General features: G+C 67.8%; 16 protein-coding genes. 6 read left to right on the top strand and 10 right to left on the bottom strand.

Annotated features, from left to right (window positions below):
* Positions 1-4: 4 nt before the first annotated feature.
* Positions 5-199: a mersacidin/lichenicidin family type 2 lantibiotic gene (locus E1261_RS45290; protein ID WP_165952514.1), complete on the bottom strand. Its 195-nt coding sequence runs from the start codon at positions 197-199 to the stop codon at positions 5-7.
* A gap of 76 nt (positions 200-275) precedes the next feature.
* Positions 276-3,071 carry an AfsR/SARP family transcriptional regulator gene (locus E1261_RS15205; protein WP_132407072.1) on the bottom strand — a complete coding sequence of 932 codons (2,796 nt, stop codon included), beginning with the start codon at positions 3,069-3,071 and terminating at the stop codon, positions 276-278.
* 203 nt (positions 3,072-3,274) lie between these two features.
* On the opposite strand from E1261_RS15205, the gene E1261_RS15200 reads away from it, so the two are divergent.
* Positions 3,275-6,334, top strand: a complete 3,060-nt coding sequence (locus tag E1261_RS15200; RefSeq protein WP_238176236.1) for a S8 family serine peptidase — start codon at positions 3,275-3,277, stop codon at positions 6,332-6,334.
* A gap of 55 nt (positions 6,335-6,389) precedes the next feature.
* Here the strand turns inward: E1261_RS15200 and E1261_RS15195 are convergent, their stop codons facing one another.
* From E1261_RS15195 to E1261_RS15185, 3 genes are read right to left on the bottom strand one after another with little or no spacing between them, the layout of a single operon-like run.
* Complete coding sequence (locus E1261_RS15195) at positions 6,390-7,592, bottom strand: hypothetical protein (protein WP_132407070.1); 1,203 nt, start codon at positions 7,590-7,592, stop codon at positions 6,390-6,392.
* The gene (locus E1261_RS15190; protein ID WP_132407068.1) at positions 7,589-8,116 is read right to left on the bottom strand and encodes an RNA polymerase sigma factor; all 528 of its coding nucleotides are present in this window, start codon (positions 8,114-8,116) and stop codon (positions 7,589-7,591) included. Before E1261_RS15190 ends, E1261_RS15195 begins: the two co-directional genes overlap by 4 nt.
* A 45-nt stretch (positions 8,117-8,161) precedes the next feature.
* Positions 8,162-9,025, bottom strand: coding sequence for a phosphotransferase (locus tag E1261_RS15185; RefSeq protein ID WP_132407066.1), 864 nt, complete (start codon positions 9,023-9,025; stop codon positions 8,162-8,164).
* A 160-nt stretch (positions 9,026-9,185) separates the two neighbouring features.
* On the opposite strand from E1261_RS15185, the gene lepA reads away from it, so the two are divergent.
* From lepA to E1261_RS15170, 3 genes are read left to right on the top strand one after another with little or no spacing between them, the layout of a single operon-like run.
* A complete protein-coding gene (lepA, locus tag E1261_RS15180) occupies positions 9,186-11,072 on the top strand; it encodes a translation elongation factor 4 (RefSeq protein ID WP_132407064.1) in 1,887 nt (628 codons plus the stop codon).
* Positions 11,072-11,974 carry an aminoglycoside phosphotransferase family protein gene (locus E1261_RS15175; protein WP_132407062.1) on the top strand — a complete coding sequence of 301 codons (903 nt, stop codon included), beginning with the start codon at positions 11,072-11,074 and terminating at the stop codon, positions 11,972-11,974. Before lepA ends, E1261_RS15175 begins: the two co-directional genes overlap by 1 nt.
* A 14-nt stretch (positions 11,975-11,988) precedes the next feature.
* Positions 11,989-12,615, top strand: a complete 627-nt coding sequence (locus tag E1261_RS15170; RefSeq protein WP_132407060.1) for an MOSC domain-containing protein — start codon at positions 11,989-11,991, stop codon at positions 12,613-12,615.
* A gap of 12 nt (positions 12,616-12,627) precedes the next feature.
* On the opposite strand, the gene E1261_RS15165 is transcribed toward E1261_RS15170, so the two are convergent.
* The 5 genes from E1261_RS15165 to kduI all read right to left on the bottom strand — a co-directional run bounded on the left by E1261_RS15165 (position 12,628) and on the right by kduI (position 20,761).
* Positions 12,628-15,288 carry an AfsR/SARP family transcriptional regulator gene (locus E1261_RS15165; RefSeq protein ID WP_132407058.1) on the bottom strand — a complete coding sequence of 887 codons (2,661 nt, stop codon included), beginning with the start codon at positions 15,286-15,288 and terminating at the stop codon, positions 12,628-12,630.
* 30 nt (positions 15,289-15,318) lie between these two features.
* Complete coding sequence (locus tag E1261_RS15160; protein WP_132407056.1) at positions 15,319-18,333, bottom strand: glycosyl hydrolase 2 galactose-binding domain-containing protein; 3,015 nt, start codon at positions 18,331-18,333, stop codon at positions 15,319-15,321.
* Between the two features lie 63 nt (positions 18,334-18,396).
* Positions 18,397-19,146, bottom strand: coding sequence for an IclR family transcriptional regulator (locus E1261_RS15155; RefSeq protein ID WP_132407054.1), 750 nt, complete (start codon positions 19,144-19,146; stop codon positions 18,397-18,399).
* Positions 19,147-19,166: 20 nt separating this feature from the next.
* The gene (locus E1261_RS15150; protein ID WP_132407052.1) at positions 19,167-19,928 is read right to left on the bottom strand and encodes an SDR family oxidoreductase; all 762 of its coding nucleotides are present in this window, start codon (positions 19,926-19,928) and stop codon (positions 19,167-19,169) included.
* Positions 19,925-20,761 (bottom strand): 5-dehydro-4-deoxy-D-glucuronate isomerase, encoded by an 837-nt coding sequence (kduI, locus tag E1261_RS15145; RefSeq protein WP_238176235.1) that lies wholly within the window; start codon positions 20,759-20,761, stop codon positions 19,925-19,927. The genes E1261_RS15150 and kduI overlap by 4 nt, the downstream gene beginning before the upstream one ends.
* Before the next feature lie 160 nt (positions 20,762-20,921).
* Here kduI and E1261_RS15140 point away from each other — a divergent pair, with 160 nt between their 5' ends.
* Complete coding sequence (locus E1261_RS15140) at positions 20,922-22,433, top strand: sodium:solute symporter family protein (RefSeq protein ID WP_132407048.1); 1,512 nt, start codon at positions 20,922-20,924, stop codon at positions 22,431-22,433.
* A 23-nt stretch (positions 22,434-22,456) separates the two neighbouring features.
* On the top strand, positions 22,457-22,625 hold a 169-nt coding region (locus E1261_RS15135; RefSeq protein ID WP_132407046.1), incomplete at its 3' end, for a tautomerase family protein.

Genomic DNA, 22,625 nt, shown 5'->3' with positions numbered 1-22,625 from the left:
AAGATCAGCAGCAGCAGACCGGCCGGCCGCTCCACTGCGTGCAGTGCGTGGTCGCGCCGGAGTTCTCCGGCAGCATCTGGCGCAGTTCTTCGTCCAGATCACCTGCCGGGTGGACCGGCACCTGGGCGAGCTCGGCCTCCGACAGCGCCGCGCGAACGTCCAAGTCGGTCCAGGCACTGATCACTTCGAGGGTCGGCATGGGGAACCTCCGTATCTCGGCACGGCCCGGCGGTCGCCGGACTCGCCGAGTCACGGTAGGCAGCAGCGCTGGAGCCTCACTGGAGTCTTGCTGCAGCGCCGCTGGAACGAGCTTGCGACAGTGTCTCGGAGCCGGCCTGCGGCCGTGTCTCGCCGGGCCTCCGCGGATCATCCAGCTTCTGGTCGATCCGCAGGGCGGCCAGCAGGTACTCGTCCGCCTTCGATCGGTCACCCAGGGCCAGATGCGTCGTTCCGAGGGCGCGCAACGCCTCCGCTTCGCCGGCTCGATGACGCTGCTCACGACAGATGCGCAGGCCTTCCCGAGCGGTGCTGATGGCGCGGGCATGGGAGCCGCCGGCCCGGTAGGCATCGGCCAGGTTGCTCAGCACCAGACCCTCGAGGCGCTGGTCGCCGAGTTGCCGGACCAGCGACAACGCGGTCTCGTGACAGGTGATCCGGCGGGTCGGCTGTGCAGCGTCCCCGAGGACAAGGCCGAGATTGTCGAGCGTGCGCACTACGCCGCTCTCGTCCCCCAGCCGGCGGCGGAGCTCGAGGGCGTTCTCGAGGTAACCGATCGCCTGGTCGAAACGACCGAGGTGCCGGTAGACGAGGCCGAGGTTGCCCACCGTGGCCGCCTGTCCGGATTCGTCTCGGAGTGCGGTTCGGATGGCGAGCGCCTGATGCAGCTGGCGGGCGGCCTCGTCGTACCGGCGACGCCGGATGCTCGCGCCACCGCGGTCGTTGAGGGCGCGAGCTTCGGCACTCCGGTCGCCGACGGCTCGGGCCGCGGTCCATGACCAGTCGGCCAGCTCCGCCATGTCGTCCCACAGACCGTTGATGTCGAGGAGGTTCCGCAGGATCGTGGCGAGTTCGATGGTGACCCAGGCGAACTCCGGCTCGCCGGCCGCGCCGCGTGCCACCGCGAGCAGATTCGGCCGCTCGGCCTCCAGCCACTGCTGTCCTTGCCGGCCCCCGGACAACGAAAGGGCGCCGGTGGTGTCCCCTGCACACCGCGGATCCGCCGGAGCGGCCAACTGACCGGCCAGCCGCGCGGTCGCCACATACCAGCGCGCGACCCGTCTCCGGGCGGCTACGCGGTCGGTCGAATCCTCGAACTGCTCGGCGAGCTCGCGGGCGAACAGCCGGAGCAGGTCGTGCAGGGCGTAGCGCCCCGGGGCAGTCGAAGACAGCAACTGCCCATCGACCAATCGCTGGATCGACCTGTCCACCTCGGCCGGCGTACGCCCATCCAGTACGACGGCCAGCGGCAGACTGAGATCGCCTCCGTCGAGCAGACCGAGCAACCGGAACAGCCGCGCGGCAGCTAGATCCCGCGCGTCGAGGCTGTCGGCCAGCGAGCTGTAGCTCACGTCGAAACTGGACCGTACGGCGAGATTCTCCGACGCCAGCTCGTCCAGCCGATGCCGCTCGTCGGTGAGCCGATCGACCATCGTCTGCAGCGCCCAACCGGCCCGGCGGGCCAGCCGGGCACCCGCGATCCGGATGGCCAACGGGAGATGGCCACATAACCCGACGAGTTCGGCGGCCGCTTCGCTCTCGCGATTAACCCGATCGGCACCGACCAACGCGGTCAGCTGACCGATCGCGTCCTGCTCGCTGAGACCGCTCAGCGGAAGGTGAGTGGCACTGTCGAGCGCCGCCGGGAACTCGCGACAGGTGATGATGGCGGCCGACTCGCCGGTCGCGGGGACCAGTGATCGAACCTGATCGGCAGCAACCGCATTGTCCAGTACGACGAGCAGCCGCCGGCCGGCGAGCTTCGAGCGGAACAGCGCGATTGCTTCGTCGCGATTGTCCGGAATCTGCTCGGCGGAGAGACCGAGAGCACGGAAGAATCTGGCCAGCACCGCCTGTGGTTCGAGCGGGGACAGACCAGGGGTCGCGCCGTGCAGGTCGACGTACAGCACGCCGTCGGGAAACGCGCGGGCGACGGCGTGGGCGGCATGGATCGCGAGAGCAGACTTGCCGATGCCCCCGGGACCACTGATCGCGACCACCGGCGCCGGGCCGGAGTTGGTCAATCTCGCAGACAGCAGAGCGAGCTCGTCGGCGCGGCCGGTGAAGTACAACAGGTCCGGCGGGAGTTGCCACGGTGTCGCGTGGGCCGGTTGCGAGCCAGTTCCGTCGAGGATCTCCCGGTGCAGCTGCTGGACCGGCGTACCGGGCTCGATGCCGAGAGCCTCGACGAGTTTCCGGCGAAGATCCTGGTAGGCCGCCAGGGCGTCGGCCTGCCGGCCGGAGCGGTAGAGGGCGAGCATCTGCTGGCGACGGAACTCTTCGCGGAGCGGATGCTCCCGAACGAGCCTGTCGAGGGCCGGCAGGATCTCGCGATGGCGTCGGCAGCCGAGCTCCGCTTCCACCCGGCCCTCGTGAGCGGCCAGCAGCGCCGCCTCTAGCCGGTCGCGCTCGGCCATGACCGCGAGCGTCGCCGTCACCCCGTCCAACGCCCCGTCACCTCGCCAGCATGCGATCGCGTCCGCGAAGGTCGCCGAAGCGTGCTCGAACTGTTCTTCACGCAGCAGGCGTCCGCCGGTCGCGACGAGCTCCAGGAACCGCAGTGAGTCGAGCCCACCGGGGCTGACGACCAACTCGTAGCCGGAAGGCGTGGTGACCAGCGCGACGTCGTCGGTGTCGCCCAGCATCCGGCGCAGCGTTGCCACGTATCCGTGCAGAAGTTGCCGAGCGGTGGCAGGTGGATGCTCGCCCCACACCTCGTCCAGGAGCCGCTCGACCGACACGGCCGAGCCCGACCGGCAGATCAGGGCCGCCAGTAACTGCCTCGGTTTGGCTGCTGTCAGTGGCCGCCAATCGTCGTCCTGGCGTATCTCCAAGGACCCAAGAATTCGAATCATGTATCCCTCCCTCCCTGCAATGAAGGCGGCCCGCCCACAGAAAAGTACCCTTTCGACGGTTGCCGAAAGGGTCCTTCGTCCACGATTTGGTGACCTCGCAACCACCGTCGGTCAGGTCTGGCCGGGGTTTTCCCTTGCGGTGAGGTGACATGTCCGTGCCGAGCGTGACACCCCGCAGGGTCCGAAGGCATACTCAGGGCCCCGTGGCGCTGCTCGCCCACCAGCGTCCCGGCCAACGAGCCCTCACCGTCCTGACTGGGTTGTTTATGGAGGCCCCCTTGTCCCGCCGTACCCCGATCATCTTGGTCAGCGCGCTCGCCGCGTCCCTGGCCGGGCTGCCCCTGGTTCACGCCCAGGCAGCCGACTCGCCGTCCCTGCCGGACCCGCTGGTGAAGGAGTCGGTGACCGGCTCGTACGTCGTCCAGCTCGACGACGCGCCCGTGGCCGAGTACGACGGTGACATCGCCGGTCTGCCCGCCACCCGGGTCGCGGCCGGCAGCAAGCTGGTCAAGAGCGCTGCTCCGGTCCTCGGCTACGTCCAGCACCTGACGCGTGAGCGCGACCAGGTCCTCAAGGTCGCGCCGGACGCGAAGAAGCTCTACGACTACAACTACACGTACTCCGGCTTCTCCGCCGAGATGTCGTACGACGACGCCGTGAAGCTGGCGAAGTCGTCCGGCGTGAAGAGCGTCGAGCCCAGTGAGCTGCAGCACCAGGACACCGTCGACACTCCGCGCTTCCTGGGGATGTCCGGAAAGGGTGGCGCCTGGCAGCAGGCCGGTGGCATCGACAAGGCCGGCGACGGCGTGATCATCGGAGTGATCGACTCCGGTTTCGTCCCGGAGCGGCCGAGCTTCGCGCCGATCAAGACCACCAAGGCGTCGGACGCGCTGATCGCGAAGAAGTGGAAGGGCACCTGCCAGGCCGGCGAGGAAGCCCCGCTCGTCACCTGTAACAACAAGGTGATCGGCGCCCGCTACTTCGACAAGGGCATCGGCAGCCGCCCGATCCCGGACGAGTTCAAGTCGCCGCGGGACTTCGGCGGTCACGGCACGCACACCGCCAGCACCGCGGGTGGCAACTACGGCGTCGACATGACCGTGATGGGTCGCGACTACGGCAAGGGCTCCGGTATGGCGCCCCAGGCCCGGCTCGCGATCTACAAGGCCCTGTGGGCGGTTGACGCGGCCGGTGGCGGTTCCGGTACCGACGCGGACATCATCGCCGCGATCGACACCGCGGTCGCCGACGGCGTCGACGTGATCAACTACTCGATCTCCGGCACCGGTTCGACGTACGTGAACGCGACCGGTCTGGCCTTCCTGCGCGCCGCCAAGGCAGGCGTGTTCGTCGCGGTCAGCGCCGGTAACACCGGCCCGGGCGCTTCCACGGTCGGCAAGACCTACCCGTGGGTGACGACCGTTGCCAACGGCACCCATGACCGTGACATCCAGACCACCGTCACCTTCGGCGACGGCAGCAAGTACACCGGTGCCGGTATCGGCGCGGGTGTCGCGAGCACCCCGGTCATCCTGGCCAAGGACGCCGGCCTCGCCGGTGCGAACCCGACCAACCTGGTGCTCTGCCAGGCCGGCACGCTCGACCCGGCCAAGGTGACCGGCAAGATCGTGGTCTGCGACCGCGGCGTCAACGCCCGCGTCGACAAGAGCGCCCAGGTCAAGGCGGCCGGCGGCGTCGGCATGATCCTCGTGAACATCGTGCCGGGCACGCTGGACTCCGACCTGCACACGGTCCCGTCGGTCCACCTGGACGACAAGGCCACCCCGGGCGTCAAGGCCTACGTGAGCGGTACGGCAACCCCGACCGCGACCATCAGCGCCGGTACGCCGGTCAAGGTCGTGGCACCGAAGGTGGCCGCCTCCTCCAGCCGCGGCCCGTCCCCGGCCGGCAACGGCGACCTGCTCAAGCCCGACATGATGGCTCCGGGCACCAACGTCCTGGCTGCAACGACCGCGTTCAGCGCGGCCGGTGGCGAGTACGCGTTCATGAGCGGTACGTCGATGTCCACGCCGCACGTCGCCGGTATCGCGGCCGTCCTGAAGAGCAAGCACCCGGACTGGTCGCCGATGGCGATCAAGTCGGCGCTCGCGACCACGGCGACCGCCAAGGACACCTCCGGCAAGCCGATCCAGAACGACTCCGGTACGGCGGCCACCCCGTTCGGGTACGGCGCCGGTCAGGTCCAGCCGAAGAAGGCCACCGACCCGGGGCTGGTCTACGACTCGACCTACACCGACTGGGCCAAGTTCGTCTGCGGATCCGGTGAGGTGGCGGCCACGCACGAGCTGTGCGCGGGCGGCAAGATCGACCCGAGCGACCTGAACTACCCGACCCTCGCGATCGGTGACCTGGCCGGTAAGCAGACCATCACGCGGACCGTGAAGAGCGTCAGCAAGCTGCCCGAGGTCTACTTCCCGAAGGTCGAGGGGGTGACCGGCCTCAAGGTGACGGTGTCGCCGAAGATGCTGATCACCCTGCCCGGCAAGACCGCGACGTACAAGGTCACCATCGAGAACGCCGGTGCGCCGCTTGAGCAGTATTCGTTCGGCACGCTGACCTGGAAGTCTGCGTTCCATTCGGTGTCCAGCACGCTGGCGGTCAAGCCGCTGACGGTGAAGGCGCCGGTGCAGGTCAAGGGCACTGGCGTGAGCGGCTCGGTGCAGGTGCCGATCACGGCCGGCTACACCGGCACGCTGAACACCACCGCGGTCGGCCTGACCGCGGCGACGGTCGGCGAGGCCGTCATCAAGACGGCGGGCGGGGTGTCGTTCCCGGCCACCAACCCGCAGGTCAACGACCACGTCGCGAAGATCACGGTGAACATCCCGGCCGGCACGAAGTACGCCCGGTTCTCGACGTTCGACGCGGACTACCCGGCGGCCACGGACGTTGACATCTACGTCTACAAGACCGGTACGACGGCGGTCCTGGCGAACAGTGGTGGCGGCTCGTCCGAGGAGGAGGCGAACCTGGTTGCCCCGGCGGCCGGCTCGTACGACGTGTACCTGGACTACTTCGCCGGAGCCGACAACCAGACCGTCAAGCTCAACCACTGGGCCCTCACCACGGCCGAGCCCAACCTGACGGTCACCCCGGCCGCCCAGGCGGTAACGACCGCAGCCCAGGCCACGGTCACCGCCAACTGGACCGGCCTCACCGCAGGCGCCCGCTACCTGGGCCAGCTCACCTACACCGACGGCGGAGCCGGCACGGGTTCGACCGTCCTCCGCGTAGACAGCTAGAACGCACAACCGAAGGGCGGTCCCACCGACACGGTGGGACCGCCTTTCGTCATGTTCAGCGTGCGGCGAGGGTGATCTGGTTGTCCTTCTCGGTCCGGAGCAGCTTGCACTCACCGGTGGTGACCTCGCAGCGATGCAGGCGTTGCGGTCCCTCGCCGATCCCGGGCCGAGTGACGACCAGCAGCTTGGTCGCGTCCTCGAACACCGGGGCCGGCCAGTTCTCGATCGAATCCGGTAGGTCGAGCTTGGTCGTCTTCCCGGTGGCGACGTCGATGGTCAGCTTGCTCGTGAGGTTCACCACCTTCGCGCCGTCGGGCGACAGGGCCGCGGCCGGGCCCTGTACGCCCTGGTCGCAGTGTTCGCGCTGAACGTCGATCGCGCCGTCGCGCAGCACGCCGATCTGCAAGCAGACGTCGCTTGGCTTGGGGTCCGTGGTTTTTTTGAAGTTCTCGCCCGCCCCCGACACCTTCCGTGCGGGTCCCTTCGAGACGACGACGATGTTCGAGTCCGGAGTCGTCGTGGTCATTTCGAAGCCCTCGGGAACCTGCACAGGCTGGGCCTTCGGCTCGCCCGGCTTCCACACGTACAGCCGGTCCTTCGAGAAGGGGTCACCGGAATCGAGCCAGACGCCGTCCGTGTTCCAGCTCATGGGGCCGGCCATCCGCCCCGGTGAGGCGATGGAGCTGACTTCGGTTCCGCTGGCGATGTCGTAGACCGCGATCCCTGTCGTGGTACTTGTCGGATACGTGCTCATGGCGACCTGCTTGCCGTCCGGAGACAGGACCGCGGCGAGGGCCTTCTTCGGTCCTAGGCGGTGGAAGGTGCCGTTCGCCTTCAGAATGCCGACGTGCGGATCCAAGCCTGGATCTACCTGGTCGTAGTACTCGGTCAGCCAGCCGCCTCCGACGCGCGCCTTGACCGGCGTGATGAACTCCGGGAGCCGGACGGTGCGGGGTCCGTCGTGCACGCTGCCCTTGAAGTTGGGGGCGTCACCGGTAATGGAGAACGGCACTTTCGGTGCCGCGTCCGTAAGCGGAGCCGGAGGGCTGGCCGGGGAGGCGTTGTCGGGGCCGAGGTGGGTCAGGACGGTGACGGTCAGGGCCAGTACGGCGGCGACCGAGGCGGCGGTGGCGAGCATGGGCCAGAGTGGGCGGCGGGGAGTGGTTTCGGCGAACAGGCCGGGGCCTTGCTCGTTGGCCGGGACGGTGGCGGCCTTGGTGTCGAGGTAGTCGCGGAGGCGGGATTCGGTGTCGTTCATCGGATGTCCTTCAAGCGGTCGGTCAGCGTCGCGAGGCCGCGGGAGGCGTTCGAGCGGGCGCTGGACTCGCCGATGCCCAGGAGCTGGGCGATCTCGGCGAACGGGAGATCGAGGTAGAAGCGGAGGACCAGAACCTCGCGGGTCCGGGTGGGCAGGGCCTGCAGTGCCCGTTGCACCTGGAGCCGCTCCTCGCCGAGGACGACGTCGCTCTCGGCGGAGGCGTTGGGGGCCTGGTGGGGTGGGATGTACAGCCGCGCGACCCGGCGGCGGCGCAGGACCGAGCGGCTGCGGTTGAGTACCGCGGTCCGCAGGTATCCGAGCACCGCTGCCTGTTCCTTCAGCGGCCAGTGTCGGTACAGGTTGGTGAAAGCCTCCTGTACGACGTCCTCTGCCGCCTGCCGGTCGTCCATCACCAGCACGGCCAGGCGGACGAGCCCTGCCCAGTGCTGCTGATAGAGCGCCGACACGGCGGTCTGCGCGTCATCACGCGCCAGGGCCCGGACAGGGCCGCTGATGCTCACCATTTGATTCGTCACACCCCCAGAGACGCCCGTCCCACCAAAACGCTGCTACCCGAGCCGCTCCCGCACCCAGTCGAGGTGAACGAGCGCCTGCTCCCGCTGCCACGCCCGGATCGTCGGCAGGCCGACCGGTGCCTCCTGGGCGCCGCCCCACCACTGGCCGCCGGCGATGGCGGCGATGAAGCCGGTGATCGCCGGATCGTCCGGCAGTGCGGGCAGCCGGACGGCACTGCTCCGCATGTCCGCTTGCAGAATCACAGTGTCGGTCCAGCGAGGGCCACGGCCGGGGTGTGCCCAGTCGATGAAGACCACACGGTCCTCGGTCAGGATGATGTTGTCGGCCCGCAGGTCGTAGTGCGCCAGCGTCTTGCCCTCCGCCATCACGCGCAACGCGCCCTCGGCCAGCTCAGCCAGCTCCTCCACCCGCCCCACCAGCCAGTCCGGTACGGCGAGGCCGTCCCTGATGACATGTGGCCAGCGGCTCAGGAACTCCCGACTCCGTACGGCGACCACCGGCGCATCGGGCCACGGAGAAGGATCCAGCGCCTCGGTCAACGAGGTCAGCGCGTCCAGCACCCGGTCCACCTCGGACTGGATCCACGGGTGCGATGGCAACCAGCCGTCGATGTCCTCGAACAGCAGTCCGACCCAGTCACCGTCGTCGTACACGTCCAGCAGGCGCGGAGTCGACGGCAACGGTCCGATCGCCTCCACGGCCACGATCTCCTGCCGGAACAACGTGGGTGTCTTCGGATTGAGCGACGTACCGACGGTCTTGACGAAGGCGCGGCGGCCGGAGGCGGTCACCAGGCGAGCGGCGACGCCGGGGGAGAAGCCACCCTGCTGGGTCGAGGCCGAAACGACCGCCGAGCCGAGTGTGCGTTCGACCCAGGCCCGCACCGCGGCGGGCACCTTTTCGAAGGGTAACCGGACCCCTGCAGCGTGTGCCATGCGTCACCACGGTAGGGCCCGTGGACGCCGTCTGCTGCCATTTTTCAAATCCGCTGGTTCCGCATGGGATGATTGACCAGTTGTGCTGGTAGTACCACCCGAGACGAACTGGATCCCCTCCGTGCCCGTTGGACCCACGAATGCGCCGCAGCCGGGTCGTACCGACCCGACGCTGATCCGGAACTTCTGCATCATCGCCCACATCGACCACGGCAAGTCGACGCTGGCCGACCGGATGCTGCAGATCACCGGTGTGGTCGACGGCCGCGCCATGCGGGCCCAGTACCTGGACCGGATGGACATCGAGCGTGAGCGCGGTATCACCATCAAGTCGCAGGCGGTCCGGCTGCCGTTCACGCCGAAGCCGGATACTCCGGGTGGCCTGCTGGCTCCGGACGGTACGACGTACATCCTGAACATGATCGACACCCCCGGTCACGTCGACTTCACCTACGAGGTGTCGCGGTCGCTGGAGGCCTGTGAGGGCGCGGTGCTGCTGGTCGACGCCGCCCAGGGCATCGAGGCGCAGACGCTGGCCAACCTGTATCTCGCGCTGAACGCGGACCTGAACATCATCCCGGTGCTGAACAAGATCGACCTGCCGGGCGCGATGCCGGAGAAGTACGCGGCCGAGCTGGCCCACATCATCGGCTGCCGTCCCGAGGACGTGCTGCGGGTGTCGGCGAAGACCGGTGAGGGCGTCGAGGACCTGCTGAGCGAGATCGTCGCTCAGGTCGAGCCGCCGAAGGGCGTCAAGGACGCCCCGCCGCGGGCGCTGATCTTCGACTCGGTCTACGACACCTACCGCGGCGTGGTCACCTACGTCCGGGTGGTCGACGGCGAGCTGACGCACCGCGACCGGATCAAGATGATGTCCACCGGCGCCGTGCACGAGATGCTCGAGGTCGGTGTCATCTCCCCGGAGCCGATGAAGTCGAAGAGCATCGGCGTCGGCGAGGTCGGCTACCTGATCACCGGTGTGAAGGACGTCCGGCAGTCGCGGGTCGGTGACACGGTCACCGCCGCGATCCACGGCGCGACCGAGGCGCTCGGCGGCTACAAGCACCCGCAACCGATGGTGTACTCCGGGCTCTTCCCGATCGACGGTGACGACTACCCGACGCTGCGGGACGCTCTGGAGCGCCTGCAGCTGAACGATGCCGCCCTACAGTACGAGCCGGAGAGCTCGGGTGCGCTCGGCTTCGGCTTCCGCTGCGGCTTCCTCGGTCTGCTGCACATGGAGATCGTCCGCGAGCGGCTCGAGCGCGAGTTCGACCTTGACCTGATCTCGACGGCGCCGAACGTGGTCTACCGGGTGGACATGGAGGACGGCAAGGAGCACGTCGTCACGAACCCGAGCGAGTTCCCCGAGGGCAAGATCGGCGACATCTACGAGCCGATGGTGCGGGCCACGATCCTGAGTCCGAAGGACTTCATCGGGGTCATCATGGATCTGTGCCAGACCAAGCGGGGCAACCTGCTCGGGATGGAGTACCTGTCGGAGGACCGGGTCGAGCTCCGCTACACGCTGCCGCTGGCCGAGATCATCTTCGACTTCTTCGACCAGCTGAAGTCGAGGACCAAGGGCTACGCGTCGCTGGACTACGAACCGACCGGTGAGCAGGCGGCCAACCTGGTCAAGGTGGACATCCTGCTGCAGGGCGAGACGGTGGACGCGTTCTCCGCGATCGTGCACCGCGACAACGCCTACGCGTACGGCGTCTCGCTGGCCGGCAAGCTCAAGGAGCTGATCCCGCGGCAGCAGTTCGAGGTGCCGATCCAGGCCGCGATCGGGTCCCGGATCATCGCCCGCGAGTCGATCCGCGCGATCCGGAAGGACGTCCTCGCCAAGTGCTACGGCGGTGACATCACCCGGAAGCGCAAGCTGCTCGAGAAGCAGAAGGAGGGCAAGAAGCGGATGAAGATGGTGGGCCGGGTCGAGGTCCCGCAGGAAGCCTTCATCGCTGCCCTGAAGACGAACGAGCCGGCGGAGAAGGCCAAGAAGTAGTGCCCGTTGTCGACATCCCGGCCGGTCTGCGGGTCGTTGCCTCGCGAGGTCAGGACTGGGCGGACTGGCTGGACCGGCTGCCGCGACTGACCCGCGAGCTGCTCGACGAGTGGGAACTACGGGTCGACGGTACGTCGGCGCACGGGGAGTGTGCGCTCGTCGTACCGGTTCGCACGGCCGACGGACAGAGCGCCGTACTGAAGGTGCAGTTCCCGCACTGGGAGGCGGAGACCGAGCATCTCGCGCTGCGGGACTGGGCGGGGAACGGCGCGGTGCAGCTGCTGCGGGCGGATCCGCGGCGGTTCGCGTTACTGCTCGAGCGGTTGGAGCCGCGCGACCTCACCACGGTTCCGGTCCTCGACGCGTGCGAGCTTGTCGGTACGGCGTACCAGCGGCTGCACGTGGTTGCCGGACCGCAGTACCGGACGTTGTCGGGGGAGTTGAAGCGGTGGCTGGAGCGGTTCCGGAAACTGCCTGCCTCGGCGCCGGTCCCGCATCGGTATGTCGAGCAGGCGATCTCGCTGGCCGAGGATTTCGTCTCGGACCCGGCCACCGACGGCCGCCTGATTCACACCGACCTGCACTACGAGAACATGCTGGCCGCCACGCGCGAGCCCTGGCTGGTGATCGACCCGAAGCCGTTGTCCGGTGACCCGCACTACGAGGTCGCCCCGCTGATCTGGAACCGCTGGGACGAGCTCACCGGTGATCTCCGCTTCGCCGTCCAGCAGCGGTTCTACACCGCGATCGACGCGGCCGGCTTCGACGAGGAGCGCGCCCGCCGGTGGGTGATCATCCGGCAGATGCTGAACGTGCTCTGGACGCTCGAGGATTCCGACGAGAACCTGCCGCAGGATTGGCTGACCCGCAATATCTCGATCGTCAAGGCCATCCAGGAGTAGCTAACCTGTCCGGTATGCGAGTGCTGACGGTGAACGTGGTCGAGGAACTGATCCCGGGTCCCAAGGAGACGGGGTTCACCGCGATCGACAAGCGGCCGCAGCCCGGGCGGGTGGCGGTGGAAGCGCTCGGGCTCGCCGGTGATCAGGTGTGCGACACGAAGCACCACGGTGGTCCCGACCAGGCGCTCTACGCGTACGCCGAGGAGGACGCCGGCTGGTGGGCCGGAGAGATCAGCCGGGAGATCCCCACCGGCCTGTTCGGCGAGAATCTCCGTACTGAGGGTCTGGACGTCAACGGCGCACTGCTCGGCGAGGTCTGGCGGATCGGTGCTGAGGTCGAGGTGATGGTCCGGTCGCCGCGCGTCCCGTGCATCACCTTCCAGCACCGCATGCAGGAGCCGCACTGGGTGAAGCGCTTCCACCAGGCAGGTCGGCCCGGCGCCTATCTGAAGGTTCTGAAGCCCGGCACGATCGGAGCCGGCGATCGCATCGAGATCGTCAGCCGCCCCGACCACGAGGTGACGGTCGCGGCGATGTTCACCGGCCAGGACGCCGCCAAGATGCAGCGCATGCTCGACTCCGGCGCCGACATCCAGAACGAGATCCGCGCCCTCGCCCAGCGAATCGCCGCCCGCACCTGAACCATCTCGTGGTTAGGGGGTGAGCTCGGCCAGGGCTTTGGTGAGGCGATCGGCGTCGGGGTCTCGGCCTTGCTGGCGGAACAGGTTGATGGCTTCTTGCCAGTGCGCCCGTACGGCGGGCTGGTCGGCCAGGGCCAGGTAGGTGTCGCCGACGCGGTCGAGCGAGTTCGCGAGGTGGTAGGTGTTGCCCATCTCGCGGTAGATCCCGATGGCGCGCTGATAGCTCGCGACCGCCTCGGCGTACCGGCCGTCGTGGTGGGCGAGGTAGGCGAGGCTGTCGGTGGTCACGGCCTCGCCGTCGCGATCGCCGACGGAGGTGTAGATGCTCAGGGCCTCCTCGCAGTACGGACGGCCCTCGGCGTAGCGGGCGCTGAGCGCGTAGAGCCAGCCGACGAAGTTGAGCGCGTCAGCGGCCCAGACGGGATCCAGGCGACGGCGGTGTGTCAGCTGCTGCAGTGCGTGTACCAGGGCGTTCTCGTAGTCGCCCTGCCTCTCGTAGCTTGCAGCCAGTGCTTGATGGGCGTGGCCCAGCACGAGCGCGGAGCCGTCACGTTCGGCGTACTGCAATGCCTCTGCGAGCACCTGCATGGATTCGTGGTGCCGGCCGACCTTCGCGTAGGCGTGGCCGAGGAAGCGCAGAACCAGTGCCTGCACGGCCGGGTCGGTCAGCTCCGGCACGGAGGCCAGTGCACGTTCCCAGACGATCAGCTCGGCGGTCTGATGGCCGCCCCGGTTGTGGAACGTGCCGAGTGCCCAAGCGAGCTGCCACACCCGCGTGTGCAGGCCCTCGGCTACAGCGAGGCGTTGTGCCCGGACGATGCAGGCGTGCTCAGCCTCCAGCCACTGGCGAGCCGCAGCGCGGTCGGTGTGTTCGACCGGTCGGCAGCCAGGCTCCGGGTGTTCGAGCTGCTGCTGGGGACGGCGGGGTGCGAACAGTTGGTCCGCTTTGAAGGTGCTGAACAGGTAGTGGTCGACCAGTCGGCGCAGAGCGGCTCGGCGCGACTCCGAGTCGTGCTGCTCAACGGCGTATAGCCTGAGTAGGTCGTGGATGCGGTAGCGGCCCGGTGCGTTCTGGCTGATCAGGTTGGCGCTCTCCAGCCGCCTCAGCAGCGGACGGATGCGTGCGACCGGTTGATCGGCGAGACTAGCCGCAGCGCTGATCCCGAGGTCTGGTCCGGGCGCGAGCGCCATCATGCCGAACAGCCCGGCCTCGTCTGGCGACAGCGCCCGGTACGACGACGCGAACACGCTCCGCAGGCTGTCCGTCAGGTCGTCGGTGGTGAGCGCGTCGAGCCGGGACTCACGCAGCTCGTCAGCCAGCACACTGAGCGGTAGATCGGGACGCGATCCAGCCCGCGCCGCCACGATCGCCAGTGCGAGCGGCAGACCGGCGCAGTGCTCCAGCAACTCCGCGAACGCCTCCGGCTCGGCCCCACGGCGAGCGGCACCAACCTGTCGTGCCAGGACCGCATCGGCTTCCGCGGTCGACAGCACGTCCAGATCGACCAGTACGGCGGAGTGGTGTGCCAGCAGCCCGCCGAGTCGACTGCGGCTCGTCACCACGACTGTGCAGCCCGGTCGGCCAGGTAGCAGCGGAACAACCTGCGAGCTGTCGATCGCGTTGTCCAGCACGATCAGCATCCGCTTCCCGGCCAGCAACGTCCGGTACGCCCCGACCCGAGCCTGCTCATCGGCCGCGATCGTCGTGTCCGGTGCGCCCAGTGCATGCAGGAACGCAGTGAGCGCAGTCGCGACCGGCAGCGGCGCGTCGGTCGGATCGAACCCGCGTAGGTCAATGAACAGCTGCCCGTCCGGGAACCGGTCCAGGTTGCGGTGCGCCCAGTGCAGGACGAGGGACGTCTTCCCGACTCCGCCGATCCCACTGACCGCAGTGATCCCTGCGTCCGGCCTGAGCTGATCGAGCGCCTCGGAGCGGCCGCTGAAGGTCCCGGGTGCTGCTGGTAGCTGCCGTGGCACCGCTCGGCTGGTGGTAGGTCGCTGCAACAGTCGCTGATGCAGTTGCTGGAGCGAGAGCGACGGGTCGATACCCAGCTCGGCAGACAGCAGTCGGCGGAGCCGGTCGTACTGGTGGAGTGCCTCGGCCGTCCGGCCGGCCCGGTCCAGCGCCTCAATCAACTGCCGGGCAACGCGCTCGTCCAGCGGATGAGCGTCGGCACGGCCGATCAGACTCGGCAGCAGTTGGTCGTGTTCGCCCTGCTCCAGTTGACGATCCACCAGGTCGAGCTCGGCCGCGAATCGTGCCGCCATTAGCACGTGCCGCTGTTCGACGAACCACGGTGTGTCCAGCCCGGCAAAGGGCTCGCCCCTCCACAACGCGAGGGCCTCCGGCAGGGACGCCGTACTGACCAAGGTACGAAAGGCGTGCAGGTCGATCTGGTCGGGTGCGACGTCAAGCAGGTAGCCACCAGGCCGCCGTACAAGCACGTCGCCGAGAATCCGGCGCAAGCGGGAGAGGTACGAGTACAAGGTTTCGCGCGCCCGCTGCGGTGCCGCGTCGCCCCAGACGCGGTCGACCAGTACGTCGGCCGGCACCGGCCGCCCGTGCTCGACGAGCAGGACGGCCAGCACTGACTGCTGCCGCAGGTGCCCCAGGTCCACCGGGCTGCCGTCGTCGGTCCGGGCCTCGATACTGCCGAGCACCGCGAACCGCATCCGACCTCCCGAGCCCCTGGGGCCCCGATTCTATGACGCGGTCAGCTTGTCCACGTTCGGACCGCCGTTCGCCGTGGTGGCGACGGCCTTGATCTTGTTGCTTCCCGCAACCAGATTGACCGTGATCGACGTGGTCTGCCAGCTCGTCCAGGCTCCGGTCCCGGCGAAGGCGAGCCCGGGGGAGACGACCGTGCCGTTCACCGACACGTCCATCGCCCGGTTGGCCGTCGTACCGTTGGCGTAGCGCAGCTCGACCGTGGCCGGGCCGGCCTTGGTCGCGTTGACCGTCCACTCGACCGCACTGCCGACCGCGTTGTCGTAGTTCACGAAACCGCGCCCGGTGAAGCCCGCGTGGTTCGACTCGACCAAGCCGTTGGTGATGGTCGCGTCCTCGGCTTCGTAGGTGCTAGCCCCGCCGCCGGTACCCGGGATCGTCTGCGTGGCCGTGTTCCACCCGGTGATCCGGACCGACGGTGAGGCGCCCTTCAGATCTGCGGTCCGGTACGTCGCTCGCAGGACCGTCGACTCGCCCGGCCACAGCGACACCGCGTTGTCGTTCCACTGGATCGGCAACACAGGCTTGCCATTCGCCACGACGTGCGCGTCAAGGTAGAACGCCGGGGTCTTCACAGTCGACGTGTTCTTCAACGTCACCGTGGTGATGGTGTTCTCACCAGAGGTTGTCGTCGAAGCGCTCGCCGACACCGGCGTCTGCGCGAGCGAAGACAGACCCTTGAGGTCGGCGTAGCTGGTGGTCGGCGTGGTGTACCAGGTGGTCTTGTTCCAGTTGAGGGTGTCCTCCTTGGTGGACAGCCAGTAGACGTTCCGGCTCACCTCGACCCCCGACGAGTTCGTCAGCACAAGCTTCGCCAGGTACGTCGTCGTCAGGCCGCTGACCGCCGGGATCGTCAACGCGGTCGTCTTGCCGCCATCACCCGGAACCGTCACGTTCGCCGACTGGGAGAACTTCTCGGTCCCGTCGATGTTGTACAGCTTGACCGACGCCGTCAGCCCCGACGCCGCAGCGTGATTTTGGTTGACGACGGCAACGGACTTGGTGTCGTACGAGTACTGGATGTGCAGCGGCTCGTTCGCCTTCTTGGCACCGTAGTACGCGCCGTTCTGATCCAGGTAAGCATCGAAGAGCTGCCAGTGCAATGACGTCCAGCCGCTGTTCAGCATCCAGTAGATCAACCCCGTCGATGGATTCGACGAGTCGCTGAAGTTGCGGTTGTGCGACTCGAACTCGGCGCGCACGTTCTCGTACGCCGCGAGCTGCGCCTTCTTCACGTAGTCGTTCAGATTCGCCGGAGCGCCGTACCGGTCGGAGAGCGCTTCTCCAAACAACCTGAGGTTGCCGAACGTCGTCGACTCGGAGCGGTGGTACTGGTTGGCCGACGGGTTCTTCCAGAGCACCTCGAGCTCGGCAGGTGTCATCATCCGGTTCAAGGTGTCCAGGGTGGGGATGTCCGGCCCGGCCGAGGTCTCGGAGTTGAAGTTCCACGCGCCACCGGCGTTGCTGTGGGCCTTGTCGTACCAGTAGTTCGGCGGGATCCAGTCGTACGGCCCGTTCATCTTCATCCCGGACGCGCCGAGCTGCGGCGAGGACCGCTTCGCGGCGGCCGGGATGACGGGGGTCTGCCAGTCGGCGGCGTTCAGCGCGTCGAGGTACCCCTTCTCGATCGTCGCGTCCGGCGCGTAGTCGCTGCCGATCAGGAAGGTGAAGACGCTCGGGTGGTTACGCAGCCGCTCCGCCTCGCCGGTCATCGACAACTTGGCCGTCACGTAGTCCTCGGCCGTCCACGGGAACTTGCCGTTGACCTGGCCTTCCCACTTGTCGCAGCATTCCCAGCCGGGCATGGTCAGGACGCCGAGCTCGTCGGCCAGATCGAAGAACTCGTCCGGCTCGATGTGCCCTTCCAGCCGGACCGTGTTCAGGCCCAGATCCTTGACATACTTGAGCTTGTCGGCCGCGGCAGTCTTGTCCCAGCGCAGGAACAGGTCCGGCGAGTAGCCACCACCCTTGATCAGCAATGGTCGGCCATTGATCGCGTAGGCCCGGCCACCACTGCTGTTCAGCGGCGCCGTCACATCCCGTACGCCGAACTTGGCCGACGTACTGTCGGACGCCGTACCGCCGACCGATGCGGTCAGGTCGATCGCATAGAGCGGCTGCCCGCCCATCCCAGCCGGCCACCAGACGTTCGGATTGTCCAAACCGATCGTCGCGAAGGTGACCGTCTTCTTCTCCTTGGCCGCCAGCGACACGGTCTGACTGACCGGTACGCCGGCCACTGTCCCGCTGACCGTGGTCGTCACCGCGGCGGACGAGTCGTTGCGGACGTCAACCTTCGGTGTCAGTTCCGCGTGGTTCAGCGACGGCACCGTCAGGTTGGTGAGCACGTGGGCACCGCGGAGAGCGACCGCACCGCTGCGCCGGACCAGGACGTCGCGCACGATGCCCATGTTCTTGTCCGGCGGTGTCTGGGCCCAGTCGATCCAGCCCATGGTGAGATCGCGGTTCGGGTCGTTCGGGTAGACCTTGAACGCGATCGAGTTGCTCCCGGCCCGCACGTGCGCGGTGATGTCGAGGTCGTGCCGGGTGTAGGCACCGACGATCTGGTTCTTGTCGGCGACCCGGACGCCGTTCACCCAGACATCGGCACGCGACATCACACCGCTGAAGTCGAGGTACGTGCGCTGGCCGGTGTCGCTCAACTGCAGCTCCGTGCGGTACCACCACGGCACGGTGAACTGTGCTTTGTCGACGTTCTTCATGTTCGTCGAGAAGAACGGATCCGGGTACTTGTTGTTCTCCAGCAACCCGGCATAGACGGTCGACCGGGGCGAGACCGGCAACCAGCTGGTGGTCGGGAATCCCGGCTTGGTGACGGCCGAGTCGTCGGAAACTTGCGCCGACGTCTGTAACTGGAAACCGGGGACGGGACTGACCGAGGCAGCGGCCGCAGCAACACTCGACGTCGGCGGAATCAGGGTTCCGGCGATCAGAGCTCCTGCGAGCAACCAGCGGAGAGGAGATTTCATGGGCGATCCTCTGCACTTCGTCGCACTAATGGTTAGGAAGGTTTCCTAACTATAGGCGCGGGCTCAGGGCTCCCGATAGCCCAACGCCGCAGAGATCTTGCGGGCCGCTTCGGTCGCCGCCGGTGCCATCAGGGCCACCTGGGCGATCGACTGCTCCAGCGACAACGTGGAAATACTGACCGCGGCGATGGCCATGCCGGTGTGGTCGTGGATGACTGCGGCCACGCACCGGATCCCCGGCTCGTTCTCCTCGTCGTCCAGCGCGTAGCCGCGGGCCCGCACCTGCGCCAGGTCGGCCCTGAGCGCGGCGGCCGTGGTGTGGGTCAGGGGAGTGCGGGCCGGCAGACCGGTCCGGGTGATGTGGGCGTCGAGCGCGTCATCGTCCTTCTCCGCCAGGAGTGCCTTGCCGATGCCGGTGCAGTGCAGCCAGAACGCCTTCCCGACCCGGGACGGCATCCGGTACGGCTTGGGGCCGTCCAGGCGGGCGACATAGATCGCCTCGTCGCCGTTGAGCAGGCCGACGTGCACGGTGCAGCGCGTCTGGGCAACCAGATCGGCGAGCACTGGGCGGGCGACCGTGGCCAGGTCGACGTTCGTCAGGGCGTGTCCGGCCAGCCGGAGTGCCTTCGGGCCCGGATGGTACGAGCCGTCGTCGGCCTGCGCGACGAACTCGTGCTCCACCAGCGAGGCCATGATCCGGTGCACGGTGGACTTGGCCAGGCCAGTCGCATTCACCACATCGGTGAACCGCGAGTGCTCCAGGACGGCATCCAACACCATCAACGTCTTGTCGATGGCCGAGGGCGAACTCATGTCGGACATCCTGCCACTCCTTATCTGGCCAGCCAGCCACCGTCGACCGCGAGGATGTGGCCGTTGACGTAGTCCGCCGCCGCCGAGGCCAGAAAGACGGCCGCGCCGACGAGCTCGTCCGGCCGCCCCCAGCGGCCGGCCGGGATACGGGACCGGATGGCGGTCTCGCGCTCCGGATCGGCCCGCAGGTCGGTGGTGTTGTCGGTACTGATGTAGCCCGGTGCGATCGCGTTCACCTGGACACCGGCCGCACCCCATTCGTTCGCCAGTGCCCGGGTCAGTCCCGCGACCGCGTGCTTGCTGGCAGTGTAGGCCGGAACCGTGATCCCGCCCTGGAAGCTGAGCAGGGACGCGATCGTGACGATCTTCCCGGCCCCCCGTTCGGCCATCGCGGCACCGATCGGCCGGGTGACCGCCCAGGTGGAGTTCAGGTTCACGTCGATCACGTGCTTCCAGTCCGCCGTACTGGTCTCGGCTGCGGGAGCCCGCCGGATCGTGCCGGCGTTGTTGACCAGGATGTCGATCTGCCGGGTCCGCGCCAGCTCGACCGCGGCCGCCTCGACGGCGTCGGGGTCGGCGAAGTCGGCGGTCACGATGGTCGCCTCACCACCACCGTTCTGCTTGATCGCCTCCAGGGTGTCCTCGAGCGCCGCGTCGCGGGCGAACAGGATCAGCTCGGCGCCGGCCGCGGCATAGCCGGCCGCGATGGCGGCTCCGATGCCCCGCCGGGCTCCGGTGACGAGCGCCGTACGGCCGTGGAGGCTGAACGGCCCCTCTGTCACCGCAGGTCCCGGACGTCGACGCCGTCCATGTCGGTGAAGGCCTGGTTCTCGCCGGCCATCGCCCAGACGAAGCTGTACGACGAGGTGCCGACACCGGAGTGGATCGACCAGCTCGGGGAGATGATCGCCTGCCGGTCTGCCACCAGCAGGTGCCGGGTCTCGTCGGGCTCGCCGAGCAGGTGCACGATCCGCTCGGTCTCCGGGAGTCCGAAGTACAAGTAGCACTCGGTACGGCGGTCGTGCGTGTGCGCGGGCATCGTGTTCCAGGTGCTGCCGGCGTGCAGCGTGGTGACGCCGAGCACGACCTGGCAGCTCTGCACGCCGCCGGCGTGGATGTACTGGTCGATCGTCCGGCGGTTCGCGGTCTGCTGGTCGCCGAGTTCGAGCCGGTTGCCCTCGCCGGGGTTGACCAGCGCGGTCGGGAACTCGGTGTGCGCGTTGGCCGAGAAGACGTAGAAGGCCGAGTCCGTGCCCTCGAAGATCACCTCGCGGGTGCCACGGCCGACGTACAGACAGGCACCGGTGGTGAGCTCGTACTTGGTGCCGTCGGCGGTGACCGTGCCCGGGCCGCCGACGTTGACGATGCCGGCCTCGCGGCGCTCGAGGAAGTACTCGCTGCGCAGCTCGGGCCAGGTGTTGAGGGTCAGCGGTCCCGAGGCCGGTACGGCGCCGGCCAGCACGATCCGGTCGTGGTGGGTGAGGACCGCGGTGACGGCGTCCGGCGTGAAGAGGTCGTCGACCAGGTACTGCGCGCGCAGTCCGGCGGTGTCGAAGCCGGGCACCTGGGCCGGGTGGGTGGCGTGGCGGATCTGGAGTGGCGACTGAGCATTCACAGAACTAGGTTCTATCTCGTGGAACCGTCTGTCAAACGGTGCTGGGCGTGGTTTCTGCGGTGGAACTAGGCCGGATTTTGTTCCGGGTTCCGTCTCTTGACACGGTGTTCTGTTCGGTGGAACCTTCCAGTCACTCGCCCGTTGTCCCTGGAGGCTCCCCATGACCGCTCTGGACTGGACAGTCCTGGTCGGCTATTTCGTGTTGATGGTGGTGATCGGACTCTGGTCCCGCACCAAGATCAAGAACGTCGTCGACTACTTCACGACCGGAGGCCGGATTCCCTGGTGGCTGTCCGGCATCTCGCACCACATGTCCGGCTACAGCGCGGTCATGTTCGTCGCGTTCGCCGCCGTCGCCTTCAACTACGGCATCACCGTCTACGTCTGGTGGGCAGTGTCGATCGGTGTCGGTGTCGGCATCGGTGCGTTCCTGTTCGCCGCCCGCTGGAACCGGCTGCGAGCCAAGCACGGGGTTGTCTCGCCGCTGGAGTACCTGGCCCGCCGGTACAACCTGCCGACCCAGCAGGCGCTGGCCTACTCCGGTGCGGCCCTGAAGGTCGTCGACATCGCCTCCAAGTGGGTCGCGATCAGCATCCTGCTGAACGGTTTCACCGGCGTACCGATGCGGTGGGGCATCCTGCTCACCGGCGTGGTGACGATGGCCTACGCGACGCTGGGCGGGCTGTGGGCCGACGTACTCACCGACTTCGGTCAGTTCATCATCCAGGCCGCCGCCGGGATCGCGATGTTCGTCGGCGTGCTCTCGCATCTGGGCGGCGTCTCGACGCTGTGGACGATGTGGGGCAAGCTTCCCGAGGGCCATGGTGATGCGCTGAACGGGCCGTACACACCGATCTTCCTGATCGCGTTCCTGTTCATCAAAACCTTCGAGTACAACGGCGGTATGTGGAACCTGGCCCAGCGCTACATGGCTGCGCCGTCCGGTTCCGCGGCCAAGAAGTCCGCGCTGCTGTCGTCGTTCCTCTGGCTGGTCTGGCCGCTCGTCCTGTTCATCCCGATGTGCGCCGCGCCGCTGCTGGTGAACCCGGGCAAGGCCGAGCAGTCCTACGTGCAGCTGGCCCAACTGCTGCTGCCGAGCGGCCTGATCGGGCTGGTGCTGGCCGGCTTCTTCTCGCACACGATGGCGATGGTCGCCTCCGACGCGAACGCCATCTCCTCCGTCATCACCCGCGACCTCGCCCCGGTGCTGGTGAAGAAGGTCCGCGAGCTGACCGAGGCGGGCGCGCTGAAGTTCGCCCGGATCACCACGTTCACCTTCGTCACGGTGAGCATGCTGATCGCGATCGCCACCAACGGCGAAGGCGTCGTACTGAAGATCGTGGTCGACCTGGTGGCCGCCACGATGGGGCCGATCGCGATCCCGCTGATGCTCGGGCTGCTGCCCTGGTTCCGGCGCTCCGGTCCACGGGCCGCGCTCGTCTCCTGGGCGATCGGCCTGATCACCTGGGCGATCGTGAAGTACGGCATCGGCTCCACCGACACCACCCTGGTCGTCGCGTTGCCGCTGGCAACCTCTCTGGTGATCTTCGTGGGCCTCGGCCTGCTGCTGCCGGAGCGCAAGGACGACGTCGACGACCTGCTCGACTCGCTGAACACCGACCCCGACGATTCCGCGGAGGTCGCCGCCCGGCGCGCCACCGCCCTTGGCTGACACCCACCTGGAGGAACCTTCCTATGCCCAACATCACCGTCGAACTCCTGTCCGGCCGCACCCTCGACCAGCGCCGCGAGTTCGTCGCCGCCGTGACGGACTCCGCGATCGCGATCCTCGGCGCCAAGCGCGAAGCCGTCCGCATCGTCTTCACCGAAATCGAAAAGTCCGACGTAGCCAACGGCGGCGTAC

This window comes from Kribbella albertanoniae (genome assembly GCF_004348455.1).
Classification (GTDB): Bacteria; Actinomycetota; Actinomycetes; order Propionibacteriales; family Kribbellaceae; genus Kribbella; species Kribbella albertanoniae.
Note: the sequence above shows the minus strand (reverse complement) of the source record. Positions and strands in the feature narration are given on the sequence as shown.